This is a genomic window from Serratia sp. C2(1), assembly GCF_036352655.1.
In the GTDB taxonomy this organism is placed as follows: Bacteria; Pseudomonadota; Gammaproteobacteria; order Enterobacterales; family Enterobacteriaceae; genus Serratia; species Serratia inhibens.
This window is the reverse complement of the sequence record NZ_JAZFBA010000002.1, coordinates 388,488-406,079: the sequence shown is the minus strand read 5'-3', so window position 1 is coordinate 406,079 and position 17,592 is coordinate 388,488. Positions and strand designations below refer to the sequence as shown.

Sequence of the window (17,592 nt, the reverse complement as noted above, 5' to 3'; positions counted from 1 at the left end):
ATTCATGTTAATTATTTTTCATAAAATAGACACATCAGCCGTAAAAAAGTTATTTCCCTGACTAAAAACCAGAAACATCTTAATAAAAAGCAAGATAGTTCCTAGCTTTTAAACACGCGAATACTCCCTCATGGAAATGTTGTCTTTCTTTAGGAAGAGTACTTCCTGAATTTATCCTGGATTGCCGGCCTCAGTCAGAACGGATTTCATCCATTGATGCCCTTTATCACGCTCGGAAGACTCATGCCAGGAAAGATAGCAGGTCGCTTTATTGCTTGTCATACATAAAGGAACCGCTTTTATTTTCAGTGATGCAGCTTGTTGCTGTACCAACCATGCAGGAGCGATGGCCACCATTTCCGTTTGGGAAACCAGGTTTAATACACTATATAAATCGGTACACTGCTGAGTAACGGCACGCTGCATGGCCTCCTCTATATAATAAGGCTTGCTGAAAGCCCCATAACTTTCCAGAGAGACCACAGCATGTTGCTCAGACAAAACTTGCTCAGGCGTGAGACTGGAAGTTATTCTCGGGTGTGCCTGCGCCACTGCCAGCACCAGTTCATCGTCGAACAACGCCACACTGCGAAACTCCATCGATTCAAATCGACTGTAGCCAATAACGAATTCAACGTCCTGATAGCGTAGCTGATGCTCAATATTATTGTTAATATATGACTTAATTTGCAAATTAAGCTGAGGGGCAATCAGTCTGACATGGTTGATTATCTTGGCCCCCAATCGCAAATCAAGCGGGCTGCAGAGAGACATTGAGAAAACCCGCGAGCTGGTAAGCGGTTCAAACTCCGAGCCAGGCAGCTCATTTTGCACCAATTGCAGCGCCTGGCGCACCGGCCCAAACAACTGCCGGGCCCGCAGAGTGGGTTGTATCCCCCGCCCGCTGCGCACGAACAGCTCATCATTGAACATCATCTTCAGGCGTGCAACGGCATTGCTCACCGCCGGTTGCGACATCCCCAAAGAAGTAGCGGCCCGCGTAATATTCTGCATTTGCATCACCGCGTCAAAAACAGTCAGTAAATTAAGATCGACGCTGCGTAAATGAATGTCCGCAGGCTCTTTTACCATGGCAACTTCTGAATCATATTCAGCCATATATCACTCCACTAAATCCTGTGTAGATAATCCTATCCCTATGCAGGACAAACAATGTGAAACCACACTGTGTTATTCCCATAAGATAAAATCAGTTATTCCTTCAATCGACCGATAGAAACCATCGTTATACTGCCGTGGCGCAAGCCGCATATGGGGTGCATATCAGAGAATTTCGCCGCAGCGGGGAGAAATGGCACCAAGACACTACTACTAAATAGGTATCAAAAATGATCAATACTATTAAGCAACGAAGTTTCATTTTTAAGCCATACTATAAAAACATACCACTAACCGTCTAAAACAGAAATTTGCTTATGTAAAATGGGTTAATTTGTTATCTTTCTTTCAACTGATAAATAAATCATATCTTTTATAATGAAACCATTTACCAGGAAGATACCCCCTGCGCCCTCCGATTGTCAGATATCTTTACCGTTTCACGATAAATTTTAACCCAATAAGATGCAGAAGCAATTACCGCTGCCTATATTCGATTAATTTATGCTAAGTAGCGCGCAAAACCCCACCTGTTTTTTCGCTAACCAGAAGCGTTTTCACCGGATTATCCTCTACTGGCATCGTTGTCCAATTCACGGACAACGGATTGCCCTTTATTCAATCAGGTGTTGACATCGCCAGGCCAATAACGTATCAAATTAGGAACGACACAATTTAAGAGAAGCTGAACCCTCATGATCCGTACTCACCGTCTACTAAGCCTACTACTTAACGCATCTTTTTTGCGCGGTATGCTGGTGGACAGAGTTCAGAGCTGATTCAGTCCCTCACTCATAACAAACCCGCGCTACTGCGCGGGTTTTTTTTTACCCGCTTAGCGTGAAATAAACACGATAAGGAACGCCCTGATGAGCCAACAAGTCATTATTTTCGATACCACGCTGCGTGATGGTGAACAAGCGCTGCAAGCCAGTCTGAGCGTAAAAGAGAAGATTCAGATAGCCATGGCACTGGAGAGAATGGGCGTCGACGTAATGGAAGTCGGTTTCCCGGTTTCCTCTCCGGGTGATTTTGAATCGGTGCAGACCATCGCCCGCCAGATCAAAAACAGCCGCGTATGTGGCCTGGCCCGCTGCGTAGATAACGATATCGACGTCGCCGCCGAAGCGCTGCGCGTCGCCGAGGCCTTCCGCATTCACGTGTTCCTGGCCACATCGACCCTGCACATCGAATCCAAATTGAAGCGCTCGTTCGATGAAGTGCTGGAGATGGCGGTACGCTCGGTGAAACGCGCCCGCAACTACACCGACGACGTGGAGTTCTCTTGCGAAGACGCCGGCCGGACGCCAATCGATAACCTGTGCCGTGTCGTGGAAGCCGCCATCAATGCCGGTGCCACCACCATCAATATTCCGGACACCGTCGGCTATACCACGCCGAACCAGTTCGGCGGCATCATCACCACCCTGTATGACCGCGTCCCGAACATTGATAAAGCCATTATTTCGGTCCACTGCCACGACGATCTGGGCATGGCGGTCGGCAACTCCATCGCCGCCGTACAGGCAGGTGCGCGCCAGGTAGAAGGTACGTTGAACGGTATCGGCGAACGCGCCGGCAACACCTCACTGGAAGAAGTGATCATGGCGATCAAAGTGCGCCAGGACATCATGAACGTGCACACCAACATTAATCATCAGGAAATCTTCCGCACCAGCCAATTGGTCAGCCAACTGTGCAACATGCCAATTCCGGCCAACAAAGCGATCGTGGGTTCCAATGCCTTCGCCCACTCCTCCGGCATTCATCAGGACGGCGTGCTGAAGAACCGCGAAAATTACGAAATCATGTCGCCGCAGACCATAGGTCTGAAAGACGTGCAGTTGAACCTGACCTCCCGTTCCGGCCGCGCTGCGGTAAAACACCGCATGGAAGAGATGGGCTATAAGGAACAGGACTACAATCTGGACACCCTGTACACCGCGTTCCTGAAACTGGCAGACAAGAAAGGCCAGGTATTCGATTACGACCTGGAGGCTTTAGCCTTCATTAACAAGCAGCAGGAAGAGCCGGAGCATTACAGCCTGGGCTATTTCAGCGTGCAGTCCGGCACCAACATCATGGCCACCGCCTCGGTGAAACTGATCTGCGGCGATGAAGAAAAAGCCGAAGCGGCAACCGGCAACGGCCCGGTCGACGCGGTTTATCAGGCCATCAATCGCATTACCGATTACCCAATCGAATTAGTGAAGTATCAACTGACCGCCAAAGGCCAGGGCCGCGATGCGCTGGGCCAGGTTGATATCGTGGTGTCCTACAACGGCCGCCGCTTCCACGGCGTGGGTCTGGCGACCGACATCGTGGAATCCTCCGCCAAGGCGATGGTTCACGTATTGAACAATATTTGGCGCTCCCAGCAGGTAGAAAAAGAAAAACAGCGTCTGCAGCAAAGCAAACATCAAAATAATCAGGAAACGGTGTGAACATGACGAAGACTTACCATATTGCCGTCTTGCCCGGAGACGGAATCGGCCCGGAAGTAATGGCTCAGGCGCACAAGGTGTTGGACGCAGTGCGTCAGCGCTTTGATATCCGCATCACCACCAGCGAATACGACGTCGGTGGCATTGCCATCGATCGCCACGGCAGCCCGCTGCCGCAGGCTACCCTCAGTGGGTGCGAACAAGCCGATGCGATCCTGTTCGGCTCGGTAGGCGGCCCGAAATGGGAACACCTGCCGCCGGCAGAACAGCCTGAGCGCGGTGCATTGCTGCCGTTACGCAAGCACTTCAAACTGTTCAGCAACCTGCGCCCTGCCCGTCTGTACCAAGGGTTGGAAGAGTTCTGTCCGCTGCGTGCCGACATCGCCGCCCGTGGTTTTGACATCTTGTGCGTGCGTGAGCTGACCGGCGGCATCTACTTCGGTCAACCGAAAGGCCGCGAAGGCCAGGGCATGCAGGAACGCGCCTTTGATACCGAGGTGTATCACCGCTTCGAGATCGAACGCATCGCGCGCATCGCCTTTGAGTCCGCACGCAAGCGCCGTAACAAAGTGACCTCTATCGATAAGGCCAACGTCCTGCAAAGCTCCATTCTGTGGCGCGAAGTGGTGAACCAGGTTGCCAAAGACTACCCGGACGTGTCGCTGTCGCACATGTACATCGACAACGCCACCATGCAGCTGATTAAAGATCCGTCGCAGTTCGACGTGTTGCTGTGCTCCAACCTGTTCGGCGATATTTTGTCCGACGAATGCGCGATGATCACCGGTTCGATGGGCATGCTGCCTTCCGCCAGCCTGAACGAACAGGGCTTTGGTCTGTATGAGCCGGCGGGTGGTTCTGCGCCGGATATCGCGGGTAAAGGCATCGCCAACCCGATCGCCCAGATCCTGTCCGCGACCCTGTTGCTGCGTTACAGCCTGGGGGCCTCCGAGGCGGCCGACGCCATTGAGCGCGCGATCAACCAGGCACTGGAACAAGGTTACCGCACCGCCGATCTGGCCGGTGAGGGCAAGGCCATCAGCACCGATGAAATGGGTGACGTCATAGCCCGCTTTGTAGCTCAGGGGGCATAACATGTCGAAAACGTTATATCAGAAATTATATGATGCCCACGTGGTGTACGAAGCGCCGAACGAAACGCCGCTGTTGTATATCGATCGCCACCTGGTGCACGAAGTCACGTCTCCGCAGGCGTTCGACGGCCTGCGCGCCATGGGCCGCAAAGTGCGCCAGCCGGGCAAAACCTTTGCCACCATGGACCACAACGTGTCCACCCAGACCAAAGACATTAACGCCAGCGGCGAAATGGCCCGCATTCAGATGCAGGAACTGATCAAGAACTGCGCTGAGTTCGGCGTTTCGCTGTACGATCTGAACCACCCGTTCCAGGGCATCGTGCACGTTATCGGCCCAGAGCAGGGTATGACGCTGCCGGGGATGACCATCGTCTGTGGCGACTCCCACACCGCCACCCATGGCGCCTTCGGTTCTTTGGCGTTTGGGATCGGCACCTCGGAAGTTGAACACGTGCTGGCGACCCAGACTCTGAAACAGGGCCGCGCCAAGACCATGAAAATCGAAGTGACCGGCGTCGCTGCGGAAGGCATCACCGCCAAGGACATCGTGCTGGCGGTGATCGGTAAAACCGGCAGCGCCGGCGGTACCGGCCACGTGGTGGAGTTCTGTGGCAAGGCAATTGAAGCGCTGAGCATGGAAGGCCGTATGACGCTGTGCAACATGGCGATCGAAATGGGCGCCAAAGCGGGCCTGGTCGCGCCGGACGACACCACCTTTGATTATCTGAAAGGCCGCCAATTTGCCCCTACCGGCGAGAACTGGGAACAAGGCGTCGCTTACTGGCGCACGCTGAAATCCGACGACGATGCCAAATTCGACACCGTAGTAACCCTGCGCGCCGAAGACATCGCGCCACAGGTGACCTGGGGCACCAACCCTGGGCAAGTGATCGCCGTCAATCAGGCGATCCCGGCACCGGAATCCTTTAGCGATCCGGTCGAGCGCGCCTCAGCCGAGAAGGCGTTGGCCTATATGGATCTGAAGCCGGGCATTAAGCTGACTGAAGTGCCGATCGACAAAGTGTTTATCGGCTCCTGTACCAACTCGCGCATCGAAGATCTGCGCGCGGCGGCGGCGATTGCCAAAGGGCGCAAAGTCGCCAACGGCGTTCAGGCCATCGTGGTGCCTGGTTCCGGCCCGGTAAAAGCGCAGGCGGAAGCCGAAGGTCTGGACAAGATCTTTATTGAAGCCGGTTTTGAATGGCGTTTGCCGGGTTGCTCCATGTGCCTGGCGATGAACAACGACCGCCTGAATCCTGGCGAACGCTGCGCATCCACCAGCAACCGTAACTTCGAAGGGCGCCAGGGCCGCGGTGGGCGCACCCACCTGGTCAGCCCGGCGATGGCCGCTGCCGCTGCCGTTGCCGGCCATTTCGCCGATATCCGTGATATTCACTAAGGGGCACTACCGTGGCTAAATTTACTCAACATACCGGTTTAGTGGTGCCTTTGGATGCGGCCAACGTCGATACCGACGCCATTATTCCAAAACAGTTTTTGCAGAAAGTCACCCGCACGGGTTTCGGCCAGCACCTGTTCAACGACTGGCGCTTTTTGGACGACGCCGGCCAGCAACCGAACCCGGAGTTCGTGCTGAATAAGCCGCGCTACAAAGGGGCCAGCATCCTGTTGGCGCGCGAGAACTTCGGCTGCGGATCCTCGCGCGAGCATGCGCCCTGGGCGCTGACCGACTACGGTTTCAAAGTGGTGATAGCGCCAAGCTTCGCCGATATTTTTTACGGTAACTCGTTCAACAACCAGCTGCTGCCGGTGGCGCTGAGCGAACAGGACGTGGATACGCTGTTCAAGCTGGTGGCTGAAAACGAAGGTACCGAGTTTGTGGTGGATCTGGAAAATCAGACGGTGAATGCCGGTGGCAAAAGCTATCCGTTCGAGATCGACAGCTTCCGCCGCCACTGCATGATCCACGGGTTGGACAGCATCGGTCTCACGCTGCAACACGAAGCGGACATCTCCCGCTACGAGGCGCAACAGCCGGCGTTTCTGAACTGATCATCTTCTTAATGCCCTAAATAATTGGCGCTGCGGCAAGGCGGCAAGTAAGTAAATCCCCTGTCACTTAGCTCACTAAGTGACAGGGGGCGCTCACGCAGCCAACACAGCGGTAGCGCCAAGTATGACGGGGATTACCAGTAACCCAACCACTTCCACCACGCCCCGCCGATCAGGATCCAGATCAGCAAGTTAACCACGCTCACGACAAAGCCGGTTTTCCACCATTCTCCCAGCGTCACGTAACCGGAACCGAAGACAATAGGCGCAGTGCCGGTACCGTAATGGGTCAGCGACATCATCAGTGAAGAAGCGAACGCCAGAATCAACCCCAGCAGCGCCGGCGGTGCGCCCAAGGTCATTCCTGCAGCCAGGAAGGCGGCAAACATCGCGGTAACGTGGGCGGTAGCGCTGGCGAAGAAATAATGCGAATAGAGATAGATGGCGGTCAGCAAGATGGCACCGCCCACCCAGCTCATGCCCATGTGGTCGATGCCGCTGCCGACGGAGTGCGACAGCCAGTCAATCAGCCCCAGCTTGCCGAGAAAGCTGGCCATCATCACCAGCGCGGAGAACCATACCACCGTATCCCAGGCCCCTTTGTGCTTGAGCACGTCCTCCCAACTCAGCACGCCGGTCGCCAACAGCACCGCCAGGCCGATCAGCGCCGCCGTGGTCGGGTTTACCAGCCAGGCTGGGCCAAAGATCATCGCCGGGATGCCGGCCCACAGCACCAGCAGCAGGGCAAACACCCCTAAAGTGATTTTCTCCGGCAGCGTCACCGGGCCCAACTCTGTGAGTTTTTCCCGCGCAAAACGCGGTGCATCCGGGGTGCTTTTAATTTCCGGCGGGTACAACAGATAGAGCACCAGCGGTATCGCCACCAACGAACAGAGCCCCGGCACCAGTGCCGCGAGCGCCCACATCGACCATGACAGCTCCAGGCTGCCGCCGGTGCCTTTGGCGATCAGGCTGACGATCAAAGGGTTAGACGCGGTGGCGGTAATAAACATCGCCGAGCTCACCGGGTTGATATTGTAATTCACCAGTGCCAAATAACGGCCAATCTTGCCAGAAGTGTTCAACTCCGGCTTGGATCCGAAGCTGTCGGCGATCGACTTCATTATCGGATGAATAATCCCGCCGCCGCGGGCGGTATTGCTCGGGGTAACCGGCGCTAAAGTGAGTTCCGCCAGCGTCAGCGCGTAGGCGATACCCAGCGTCTTTTTGCCGAACAGGGAAATGAAATAGTAACCGATCCGTGAGCCCAACCCGGTTTTGTTGAGGCTAAAGGAGATCATGATCGAGAAGCCAATCAGCCAAATCAGCTGATTGGAAAAACCGCTGAGCGCATCCTCCAGCGCCGCTCCCGGCTTGCCGGGATTAGTCACGCCGGTGATCGCCACCAGCGCGATGGCCACCACGGAAACGGCGCCAATCGGCATCGCCTTGCCGATGATGGCGATGATAGTGCCGATAAACAGCGCCAGCAGATGCCAGGCATTGGGCGTAACCCCTTCAGGAACCGGGATAACAAACCAAATAAGCAAAGTGGCGGCAACGGCACACAGAGAGGGGACGGGTTTAAGCGGTGTTAGTTTGTCCATGGCATACCCAAATGGTCTAAAAGGATCGGCATCTCAGCAGCAAGATGGGCAAGAGCGCCGCAATCGCGCTCCGGGTCCGTTTAGCTTGGGGTTCTGGCGTAATGTTCTCAATGACATGCGTCAAGGTTAATGACGTTAGCGTTTACACTTCTCGTACGCGGGCGCTGATCCACAGCGCCACCACCGCCAGGGCCGTCGCCAGCCAGTAAACCGCATAGTGTCCCAGGTTTTCCACCAGCGCGCCTTGCAGTACGCCGGCCAGGATCACCCCGGTAGAAATGCTGTTGGTAAACAAGGTAGTCGCCGCACCCGGCCGCCCGGGCATCAGATCCTGGAAATAGAGCATGCCGATACCGGCGATGATGCCGATAAATACGGCGTTGAACAGTTGCAACACCATCAACGCCAGCTTGAATTTAAATACCACCAACCCGGCATAAAACAAAATGCCGGCCGCCACGGCAAACAGCATCATATTGCGCTTGCCGAAACGTTTGACGTAGTAACCGGCCAGCAGCATCGCCGGGATCTCAAGCCCGGCAGCCGTGCCCATCAACAACCCCGCAAGGTTCTCCGGCAGGCCCAGATCGGCGGTGATATACAGCGGCATATCGATGATGTACAGGGTATTGCAAGTCCACATCAGCATAGAGGCGATAAACAGCCGCCGTACATCGGGGTTTCGCCAGGCGCCGGCGGGCGCTATCGGGGCCGAAGGCCCACCGTCCAGCGCATCGCCCTGCTCCACCGACGGGGTGCGCGGCACAGAAGGCAGGGTAAACCACACCAGCAAGGCGCAGATCGCGAAGGTGGCGGCGGCGATCATAAACATCCAGGTAAAGCCGTAGTTCAACGCCAGCGTGAACGCCAGAGGTGGGCCAATCACCCACGCCAGCGACAATTGCGCACGCATGACCGAACTGAACATCACCACTTCACGCGCCGAGCTGTCGGCATATTCCCGCGCCAGCGCGAAAATCTGCGGCATGGCGGTATTGGCAATCGCCGACATCAGCACCCCGGCGGTGATCAGCGTCAGGTAGTCGCGGTTGAAGGCAAACAACAGGCAGTTGCCGACCGCCATCAGGCAACACACCAGGATCAGCGTGCGCCGGTCACCGCGCGTATCCGAACGCTTGGCCAGCAGAAAACTGACGACGATGCCGGCAATGGCGTTGACGGTGTAGAACAACCCCACCCACAGCGGCCGTACCTTGACTTCGGTGGTAAGGAACAGGCTCAGCGTCGGCGCCAACAGCGCCCCGGCGATCCCGGAAAGAAAAGCAATCAACAAGAATGCGGCAAAGACGGGATTAAAGCGGCGCGGCAACCAGTACAGTCGTTTCATATCTTCGTCCCTGCCCCTAAAGCGGAAGACAAAACCTTAGGCTACGGTGAAAAAATTGCAAGAACATCATCGCGGCCAATAATAAAAAAACCAGTGGGTATGACCCCACTGGCTGGTGAACAACACCATTACTCAGAAACTTTTTTGCTGCCGCAAACTCAGAGATGCTCGCGATATTGCTTGTCCGTCATATCGAGGCTACGCCCCACCGTTGCACGTGAGCGCCGCTGGCGGTCATTTGGGCGTGCAGCAAGGCGCGTGTCGTGAGGTTTGGTGGGCCAAATAAGCGGCGCGCAACACAGATGTGCGCTCAAATGGCCCCAGCCCTTCGGGTCGCGCCCCAAAAACCCGTTTTCTGTGTTGGCGGGCTTGCCCATAGCCCACTATGGGCTGCTCCCTTCGTCGGGATAACGGGCTTTTGGGTCTGCGACGGCACCACGGTCAACGGTGGGACGTAGCCTAAGATCCCACTGTGTCAGATGGGCCAACATATCCAGCCGGGCCTGTTCCGGCACCAGGCCCAGCCAGTCGGCGTGCTGGCGGCGCACCGCGCTGAAATAGCGCTGATAGAACTGTTCTGACAAGAAAGCTTTCATCATTCGCCCTCCCCCTTTCATTGAGGAAAATTATCGGCGTAATATGGGGAAAGATAAATTGATGAATTGATGCCGGAGCCTTCCTCTTTTATGTCTACCTCACGTTTGCAACAGCAGTTCATTCGCCTGTGGCAGCGCTGCCACGGCGAGACCACCGACACCACGCTGCAAGAGTTGGCCGAAGTGCTCACTTGCTCGCGCCGTCACGTGCGTTCATTGCTCGGTGCCATGCAACAACAAGGGTGGCTGACCTGGCAAGCGGAATCGGGGCGCGGCAAGCGTTCGCGGCTCACCTTCCACTACACCGGCCTGGCGCTGCAGCAGCAGCGGGCAGAAGAGCTGCTGGAGCAGGACCGCATCGATCAACTGGTGCAACTGGTCGGCGATAAAAACGTGGTGCGGCAAATGTTGCTGTCCCAGCTTGGGCGCAGCTTTCGGCAGGGTAAACACATCTTGCGCGTACTCTACTATCGCCAGTTGTACAACCTGCTGCCCGGCTCGGCGCTGCGCCGTTCGGAAATTCACCTGGCCCGGCAGATTTTCAGCGGCCTGACGCGGATAAACGAGGAAAACGGGGAACTGGAGTCGGACCTGGCTCATCACTGGCAGCCGCTGACGCCCTTGCACTGGCGTTTTTATCTGCGCCCGGCGATACATTTTCATCACGGCCGCGAGCTGGAAATGGACGATGTGATTAGCTCCCTCACTCGTCTGATCCCTCAGCCGCTGTTTTCGCATATCGAGAGCGTGACCTCACCGACGCCTTTCGTGATTGACGTGCATCTGCACAGCCCCGATTACTGGTTGCCCTGGCTGCTGGGCAGCGTGCCTGCCATGATCCTGCCGCGCGAATGGCAAAGCATGCCGGAGTTCTCGCGCCATCCGGTCGGCACCGGGCCGTACAGCGTGGTACGCAACCACCGCAGCCAGATGAAAATCCACGCCTTCGATGACTACTTCGGCTACCGGGCACTGATTGATGAGGTGAATATCTGGGTGTTGCCGGAGCTTACCGAAGAGCTGGTGCATTCCGGCGTGCAACTGCAGGCGGATGACACCGGCAACAACGAACTGGAAAGCCGGCTGGAGGAAGGCTGCTATTTCCTGCTGTTCGATCAACGCTCTCCTTTGGCGGCCGATCCGGCCATTCGCAGCTGGCTGTGCGAGCTGATTAATCCCATCTCGCTGCTGAGTAATGCCGGGCCGGTTTATCAACGCTATTGGTCACCGGCCTATGGCATCCTGCCGCGCTGGCATCACAATCGTGCGCTGGCGCAACAACCCAAGCCGGCCGGGCTGACCGCGTTGACGCTGACCTACTACAGTGAACACTCGGAATTCCACGCCATTCAACAGGCAATTGAACCGCTGTTGGCGCTGCACGGGGTGCGGCTTAACGTGCAGGTGGTGAGCTACGACGCCTGGCATAAGGGGGAAGCGGCCAGCGATCTGTGGTTGGGTAGCGCCAACTTCTACCTGCCGCTGGAGTTTTCGCTGTTCGCCACCCTGTATGAGCTGCCGCTGATGCAGCACTGCATGAATGAAGATCTCGCCGCAGATGCGGCGCTGTGGCGCGCCAATGCCCTGCCGCTGGCGGATTTTTGCCAACGATTGGTCAAGGGTCACCAGTTACACCCGCTGTTTCATCACTGGCTGCAACTGCATGGCCAGCGCAGCATGCGCGGCGTGCGAATGAATACCCTTGGCTGGTTTGATTTTAAATCCGCCTGGTTTGCGCCGCCGGAAGCATAAGCGCCTTTCGCCGACGCCCGTTAGTCTCTACAATAGCGCCGTCTCAACGGGGTGCGAAACGGTGGCGGCGCGATGAAAACGCGGTGCGCAGGTTTTGCTGAGAACAAACCCGTCGAACCTGATCCGGTCAATACCGGCGGAGGGATTTGAGCATAGCGACCCGGTTTAATCACCTCGCCCTCAGATACCTTTGCCCCCTTATCTTTCAGGAGTGCAAAGTGGTCAAAAAAAGCCTGCCCTTATTACTGTTGTTGTGCGCCGTACCGGTGTTTGCCAAACCCACGCTGACGGTCTACACCTATGATTCCTTCGCGGCCGACTGGGGCCCTGGCCCGGCGGTGAAAAAAGCGTTCGAAGCGGACTGCAACTGCGAGCTGAAATTCGTCGCGCTGGAAGACGGCGTTTCGCTGCTTAACCGCTTGCGCATGGAAGGGAAAAACAGCGCTGCCGACGTGGTGCTGGGGCTGGACAACAACCTGTTGCAGGCCGCGCAGCAAACCGGCCTATTCGCGCCTAGCCGCATTGACGGCGCCAAACTGAGCGTGCCGGGCGGCTGGCAGGATAAAACCTTCGTGCCTTATGACTACGGTTACTTTGCCTTCGTTTACAACAAAGAAAAGCTGAAAAACCCGCCAAAGAGCCTGCAGGAACTGGTCAACGGCGATCAAAACTGGAAGGTGATCTACGAAGACCCGCGCACCAGCACCCCAGGCCTGGGCCTGCTGCTGTGGATGCAGAAAGTGTTTGGCGACAAAGCGCCGGAAGCCTGGCAGAAACTGGCGAAGAAAACCGTCACCGTCACCAAGGGGTGGAGCGAAGCCTACGGCCTATTCCTGAAAGGCGAAGGCGATCTGGTGCTCAGCTATACCACCTCCCCGGCTTATCATCTGATCGAAGAGAAGAAAGACAGCTACGCCGCGGCCAACTTCAGCGAAGGCCATTATTTGCAGGTGGAAGTGGCGGGCAAACTCAAGGCCGGCAAGCAGCCTGAACTGGCGGAGCGCTTCATGCAGTTTATGGTGACCCCGGCGTTCCAGAACGCCATCCCAACCGGTAACTGGATGTACCCGGTGATCAAGACTCAACTGCCGGCAGGCTTTGATCAAATGACCGTCCCCCAGACCGCGCTGCAATACAGCGCCGAAGAGGTCGCCAAACAACGCGGTAGCTGGATCCGGGCATGGCAAACCGCCGTCAGTCGCTGATCCCGCACTGGCTCTGGCCGGGGCTGCTGGCCGCCGGCCTGATCCTGGCCGTCGCCGCGCTGGCGATGGGCTCGCTGTGGCGGCACGCACCGGAAAGCGATTGGCGCGGCCTGTGGCAGGACAGCTACCTGTGGCACGTAGTCCGCTTTACCTTCTGGCAGGCATTGCTGTCCGCGCTGATCTCGGTGCTACCCGCCATAGCGCTGGCCCGAGCGCTGTACCGCCGCCGCTTCCCCGGCAGACTGTTGCTCCTGCGGCTGTGCGCCATGACGCTGGTACTGCCGGTATTGGTGGCGGTATTCGGCCTGCTCAGCGTGTATGGCCGACAGGGCTGGCTGGCATCGCTGTGCGGCTGGCTCGGCATCAACTACAGTTTTTCCCCCTATGGTCTGCAGGGCATCCTGCTGGCGCATATGTTCTTCAATCTGCCACTGGCCGCCCGCCTGCTGCTGCAGGCGTTGGAAAATATTCCGGTCGAACAGCGCCAACTGGCGGCTCAGCTCGGCATGAACGGCTGGCAACAGTTCCGCTTCGTCGAGTGGCCGGCGCTGCGTCGCCAGACCCTGCCTAGCGGCGCACTGATCTTCATGCTCTGTTTCGCCAGCTTCGCCACCGTGCTGTCACTGGGCGGTGGGCCGCAGGCCACCACCATAGAACTGGCGATCTACCAGGCGCTCAGCTATGACTACGATCTTAGCCGCGCCGCCCTGCTGGCACTGATCCAGTTGGCGTGCTGTCTGGGGCTGGTCGTGCTCAGCCAGCGCCTGAGCCAGGCGCTGCCGGTCGGCAGCACCCAGGCCCACATCTGGCGTAATCCCGAAGACAGCCTGTGGCGTCGCGCCAGCGATTTTCTGCTGATCGCCGCCGCCCTGCTGCTGCTGCTGCCCCCGCTGCTGGCGGTAATTGCCGATGGCGCCAATCAGACGATGGTCACCGTCCTGCAACAGCAGGTGCTGTGGCAAGCGCTGTTCACGTCATTGCGTATCGCGCTCGGTGCCGGCGCGTTGTGCGTGGTGTTGACCATGATGTTGCTGTGGAGCAGCCGTGAACTGAAGCTGCAACAGCGGCTGCGCTGGGGCCAAACGCTTGAACTGAGCGGCATGGTGATTCTGGCGATGCCGGGGATCGTGCTGGCCACCGGTTTCTTCCTGTTGTTGAGCGATACTGTCGGGCTGCCGCAATCGCCCTATGCTTTGGTGATCCTCACCAATGCGCTGATGGCGGTACCCTACGCCCTGAAGGTGCTGGAAAACCCGATGCGAGACCTGGCCGAACGTTACAACCCGCTGTGCCTGTCGCTGGGTATGCACGGCTGGCAGCGGCTGCGCTGGATCGAGCTGAAAGCGCTGCGCCGCCCGCTGGCGCAGGCGCTGGCTTTCGCCTGCGTGCTGTCGATCGGCGATTTCGGCGTGGTTGCCCTGTTTGGCAACGAGCAGTTCCGCACCCTGCCTTTTTACCTGTATCAGCAGATCGGCGCCTATCGCAGCAATGACGGCGCGGTCACCGCACTGTTGCTTCTGTTGCTGTGCTTCCTGCTGTTTACCCTGATCGAACGCTTACCGGGGCGCTCTGCCCAATAGATTTCAAGCTGCAGCAAGGCGGCGACTGAACGCATTCCCAGGAGCTTAGTCCACTAAGTGACTGGGATAAGTGAAGAAAGCCAACATAGCGGCAACTTGAAAGATGAAGGACATATGCTGACGCTTGAAAAACTGACTTATCTGTATGAACACCTGCCGATGCGCTTTGACCTGCGTATCCGGCCGGGCGAACGTGTCGCGGTGCTCGGCCCCAGTGGTGCGGGCAAAAGCACCCTGCTCAGCCTGATCGCCGGTTTCCTGCCGGCCGCCAGCGGCAAGCTGCTGCTGAACGGCAGCGACCACACCGGCACGCCGCCGGCCAAAAGGCCGGTCTCGATGCTGTTTCAGGAAAACAACCTGTTCGCCCACCTGAAGGTAGCGCAGAACATCGGCTTGGGCCTTGACCCCGGGCTGCGGCTGAACGCGGACCAGCAACAACAGTTGGCGCAGATTGCCCGCCAGGTGGGGTTGGAGGAACATCTGCAGCGCCTGCCGTCACAGCTTTCCGGCGGCCAGCGCCAACGCGCAGCCCTGGCTCGCTGCCTGATCCGCCAGCAGCCCATCCTGCTGCTCGACGAGCCTTTCTCGGCGCTCGACCCTGCGCTGCGCAATGAGATGCTGCAACTGTTGCAAGAGGTTTGTGACCAACGCAACCTGACGCTGCTGATGGTGTCGCACAACCTGGATGACGCCGCTCGCATCGCGCCGCGCACCCTGTTGGTGGTCGACGGGCGGATTTATTACGACGGCCCCACGCAGGCGCTGTTGGACGGCAGCGCACCGGAAGCCCGGGTGCTGGGCATTTCGCACAAACCGTGATCTGCAGCGCGTTTTTTATGCTGGGAAAATAAACCTGTTGTGCGAATTTTTCGCCTGTGGTTTTATAAAAACCTGACTTCTATTACTGATGATAAGGTTCCCTGTGATCGCATCCTCGCTGACTTCGACCCTACTAGTTACCGCGCTACCAGCCGCGGTGATGGTCGTCGTGCGTGTGGTGGTGGTCGTCGGCAATGCGCCGTAGGGTCCGAATCAACGCATCGATTCCCAAACCCCGCCGGCGCAAACCGGGCGGGGTTTCTTGTTTTAGCCCCCTGCCCAGAAAAGCGAACCGGCCCTGAGAAAGGATAGGAACATGGCAATTTCGGGCACGCCACATCAAGGCCAACGCTTCACCGGCGCAGAACTGATCGTTCATTTGCTGGAGCGCCAGGGCATCACTACCGTAGCCGGCATTCCCGGCGGCGCGGCACTGCCGCTGTATGACGCGCTGAGCCAAAGCACTCGCATTCACCACGTGCTGGCGCGCCACGAACAGGGCGCGGGCTTTATGGCGCAGGGCATGGCGCGCGCCAACGGCAAGGCGGCGGTGTGCATCGCTTCCAGCGGGCCGGGGGCGACCAACCTGGTCACCGCCATCGCCGACGCAAAACTCGATTCCATCCCGCTGGTGTGCATCACCGGCCAGGTGCCCTCTTCAATGATTGGTACCGACGCCTTCCAGGAAGTGGACACCTACGGCATCTCGATTCCCATCACCAAACACAACCATCTGGTACGCGATATCCGCGAACTGCCGCAGGTGATCTGCGACGCGTTCCGCATCGCCGAATCCGGCCGCCCCGGGCCGGTATGGATCGACGTGCCGAAAGACGTACAAACGGCGGTTATCAGCCTGGATGAACTGCCGCCCGTCGCGGTGCCCGACGCTGCGCCGGCCTTCGAAGCCGCCGCAGTGGCGCAAGCTGCCGCAATGATCAACCAGGCCAAGCGCCCGGTGTTGTATCTGGGTGGCGGCATTATCTGCGCCAACGCCTACCAACAGGCGATTGAGCTGGCCGAACGCGCCAATCTGCCGACCACCATGACGCTGATGGCGCTGGGTGCCATGCCGGTGCAACACCCGCTGTCACTGGGCATGCTGGGGATGCATGCGGCCCGCAGCACCAACTTTATTCTGCAGGAAGCCGATCTGCTGATCGTATTGGGCGCACGCTTTGACGATCGGGCGATTGGCAAAACCGAACAGTTCTGCCCCAACGCCAGCATCATTCACGTGGATATCGACCGCGCCGAACTGGGTAAGGTGAAGCAGGCGAATATTGCCATTCATGCCGACGTAGGCCAGGTGCTGCAACAATTGTTGCCGCAAATTGAAGCGCAACCGCGCAGCGAATGGCTGGACACCGTCAACGGCTTGAAACGCGAGTTCCCGTTCAGCATGCCGAACGCCGAAGATCCGCTGAGCCACTACGGTTTGGTGCTGGCCGCCGCGCGCTGCGTGGATGAAAGCGCCATCATCACCACCGACGTGGGCCAGCATCAGATGTGGGTGGCGCAAGCCTATCCGCTCAGCCGGCCGCGCCAGTGGCTGACCTCCGGCGGTCTGGGCACCATGGGCTTTGGCCTGCCGGCGGCTATCGGCGCGGCGCTGGCCGAACCGCAGCGCAAGGTGCTGTGCTTCTCCGGTGACGGCAGCCTGATGATGAACATTCAGGAAATGGCCACCGCCGTCGAGCATGATCTGGACGTGAAAATTATCCTGATGAACAATCAGGCGCTGGGGCTGGTGCATCAGCAGCAAACCCTGTTCTATCAGCAGCGCATCTTTGCCGCCGCCTACCCGAAACGCACCGATTTTATCAAGATTGCCGCCGGTTTCGGGCTGGACACCTGCGATCTGAACGCCGCAGAAGATCCGCAGGCCGCGCTGGCCGAGGCGATCCAACGCCCTGGCCCGTGCCTGATCCACGCGCTGATCGATATCAATGAAAAAGTCTTCCCGATGGTACCGCCGGGTGCCGCCAACATCGACATGATTGGAGAATAAG

General features: G+C 57.8%; 14 protein-coding genes and 1 riboswitch. Of the genes, 10 read left to right on the top strand and 4 right to left on the bottom strand.

Annotation, left to right across the window (positions count from 1 at the left end; translation table 11 throughout):
- Nucleotides 1-171 precede the first annotated feature (171 nt).
- Nucleotides 172-1,119, bottom strand: a complete 948-nt coding sequence (gene leuO, locus V2S86_RS17445; protein WP_330763470.1) for a transcriptional regulator LeuO — start codon at nt 1,117-1,119, stop codon at nt 172-174.
- An 869-nt stretch (nt 1,120-1,988) separates the two neighbouring features.
- Between leuO and leuA the strand changes: the two genes are divergently transcribed.
- Genes leuA through leuD form a run of 4 tightly spaced genes read left to right on the top strand, consistent with a single transcriptional unit; the run spans nt 1,989 to nt 6,673 of the window.
- Nucleotides 1,989-3,563, top strand: coding sequence for a 2-isopropylmalate synthase (gene leuA / locus V2S86_RS17440; RefSeq protein WP_004950113.1), 1,575 nt, complete (start codon nt 1,989-1,991; stop codon nt 3,561-3,563).
- Nucleotides 3,564-3,565: 2 nt separating this feature from the next.
- A complete protein-coding gene (gene leuB, locus V2S86_RS17435; RefSeq protein ID WP_311994018.1) occupies nt 3,566-4,657 on the top strand; it encodes a 3-isopropylmalate dehydrogenase in 1,092 nt (363 codons plus the stop codon).
- 1 nt (nt 4,658) lies between these two features.
- Entirely contained in the window at nt 4,659-6,059 is a 1,401-nt protein-coding gene (gene leuC, locus V2S86_RS17430; RefSeq protein ID WP_004950109.1) for a 3-isopropylmalate dehydratase large subunit, read from the top strand.
- A gap of 11 nt (nt 6,060-6,070) precedes the next feature.
- A complete protein-coding gene (leuD, locus tag V2S86_RS17425; RefSeq protein WP_330763469.1) occupies nt 6,071-6,673 on the top strand; it encodes a 3-isopropylmalate dehydratase small subunit in 603 nt (200 codons plus the stop codon).
- A gap of 134 nt (nt 6,674-6,807) precedes the next feature.
- Here leuD and V2S86_RS17420 read toward each other — a convergent pair whose 3' ends face one another.
- The 3 genes from V2S86_RS17420 to sgrT form a co-directional block, all read right to left on the bottom strand.
- A complete protein-coding gene (locus V2S86_RS17420) occupies nt 6,808-8,280 on the bottom strand; it encodes a DASS family sodium-coupled anion symporter (protein WP_330763468.1) in 1,473 nt (490 codons plus the stop codon).
- Nucleotides 8,281-8,422: 142 nt separating this feature from the next.
- Nucleotides 8,423-9,628, bottom strand: coding sequence for an MFS transporter (locus V2S86_RS17415; RefSeq protein WP_330763467.1), 1,206 nt, complete (start codon nt 9,626-9,628; stop codon nt 8,423-8,425).
- Between the two features lie 383 nt (nt 9,629-10,011).
- On the bottom strand, nt 10,012-10,224 hold the full coding sequence (gene sgrT, locus V2S86_RS17410) for a glucose uptake inhibitor SgrT (RefSeq protein ID WP_330763565.1): 213 nt from the start codon (nt 10,222-10,224) through the stop codon (nt 10,012-10,014).
- A gap of 90 nt (nt 10,225-10,314) precedes the next feature.
- On the opposite strand from sgrT, the gene sgrR reads away from it, so the two are divergent.
- From sgrR to ilvB, 6 genes are all read left to right on the top strand, one after another.
- Nucleotides 10,315-11,976, top strand: a complete 1,662-nt coding sequence (sgrR, locus tag V2S86_RS17405; protein WP_330763466.1) for an HTH-type transcriptional regulator SgrR — start codon at nt 10,315-10,317, stop codon at nt 11,974-11,976.
- Nucleotides 11,977-12,013: 37 nt separating this feature from the next.
- Nucleotides 12,014-12,139, top strand: a riboswitch (TPP riboswitch).
- 55 nt (nt 12,140-12,194) lie between these two features.
- Nucleotides 12,195-13,181 carry a thiamine ABC transporter substrate binding subunit gene (gene thiB, locus V2S86_RS17400; RefSeq protein ID WP_330763464.1) on the top strand — a complete coding sequence of 329 codons (987 nt, stop codon included), beginning with the start codon at nt 12,195-12,197 and terminating at the stop codon, nt 13,179-13,181.
- Nucleotides 13,157-14,761, top strand: a complete 1,605-nt coding sequence (gene thiP, locus V2S86_RS17395) for a thiamine/thiamine pyrophosphate ABC transporter permease ThiP (protein WP_330763463.1) — start codon at nt 13,157-13,159, stop codon at nt 14,759-14,761. The genes thiB and thiP overlap by 25 nt, the downstream gene beginning before the upstream one ends.
- Before the next feature lie 114 nt (nt 14,762-14,875).
- Complete coding sequence (thiQ, locus tag V2S86_RS17390) at nt 14,876-15,580, top strand: thiamine ABC transporter ATP-binding protein ThiQ (protein ID WP_330763462.1); 705 nt, start codon at nt 14,876-14,878, stop codon at nt 15,578-15,580.
- Nucleotides 15,581-15,668: 88 nt separating this feature from the next.
- The gene (gene ivbL / locus V2S86_RS17385; protein ID WP_208295193.1) at nt 15,669-15,785 is read left to right on the top strand and encodes an ilvB operon leader peptide IvbL; all 117 of its coding nucleotides are present in this window, start codon (nt 15,669-15,671) and stop codon (nt 15,783-15,785) included.
- A 111-nt stretch (nt 15,786-15,896) separates the two neighbouring features.
- The gene (gene ilvB, locus V2S86_RS17380; protein ID WP_004950090.1) at nt 15,897-17,591 is read left to right on the top strand and encodes an acetolactate synthase large subunit; all 1,695 of its coding nucleotides are present in this window, start codon (nt 15,897-15,899) and stop codon (nt 17,589-17,591) included.
- The last annotated feature ends 1 nt before the right edge of the window (nt 17,592 follow it).

Bases quoted from the DNA above. Each gene is read 5' to 3' on its own strand.
- leuO (WP_330763470.1), bottom strand. From the start codon at position 1,119: ATGGCTGAATATGATTCAGAAGTTGCCATGGTAAAAGAGCCTGCGGAC.
- leuA (WP_004950113.1), top strand. From the start codon at position 1,989: ATGAGCCAACAAGTCATTATTTTCGATACCACGCTGCGTGATGGTGAA.
- leuB (WP_311994018.1), top strand. From the start codon at position 3,566: ATGACGAAGACTTACCATATTGCCGTCTTGCCCGGAGACGGAATCGGC.
- leuC (WP_004950109.1), top strand. From the start codon at position 4,659: ATGTCGAAAACGTTATATCAGAAATTATATGATGCCCACGTGGTGTAC.
- V2S86_RS17420 (WP_330763468.1), bottom strand. From the start codon at position 8,280: ATGGACAAACTAACACCGCTTAAACCCGTCCCCTCTCTGTGTGCCGTT.
- V2S86_RS17415 (WP_330763467.1), bottom strand. From the start codon at position 9,628: ATGAAACGACTGTACTGGTTGCCGCGCCGCTTTAATCCCGTCTTTGCC.
- sgrT (WP_330763565.1), bottom strand. From the start codon at position 10,224: ATGAAAGCTTTCTTGTCAGAACAGTTCTATCAGCGCTATTTCAGCGCG.
- sgrR (WP_330763466.1), top strand. From the start codon at position 10,315: ATGTCTACCTCACGTTTGCAACAGCAGTTCATTCGCCTGTGGCAGCGC.
- thiP (WP_330763463.1), top strand. From the start codon at position 13,157: ATGGCAAACCGCCGTCAGTCGCTGATCCCGCACTGGCTCTGGCCGGGG.
- thiQ (WP_330763462.1), top strand. From the start codon at position 14,876: ATGCTGACGCTTGAAAAACTGACTTATCTGTATGAACACCTGCCGATG.
- ivbL (WP_208295193.1), top strand. From the start codon at position 15,669: ATGATAAGGTTCCCTGTGATCGCATCCTCGCTGACTTCGACCCTACTA.
- ilvB (WP_004950090.1), top strand. From the start codon at position 15,897: ATGGCAATTTCGGGCACGCCACATCAAGGCCAACGCTTCACCGGCGCA.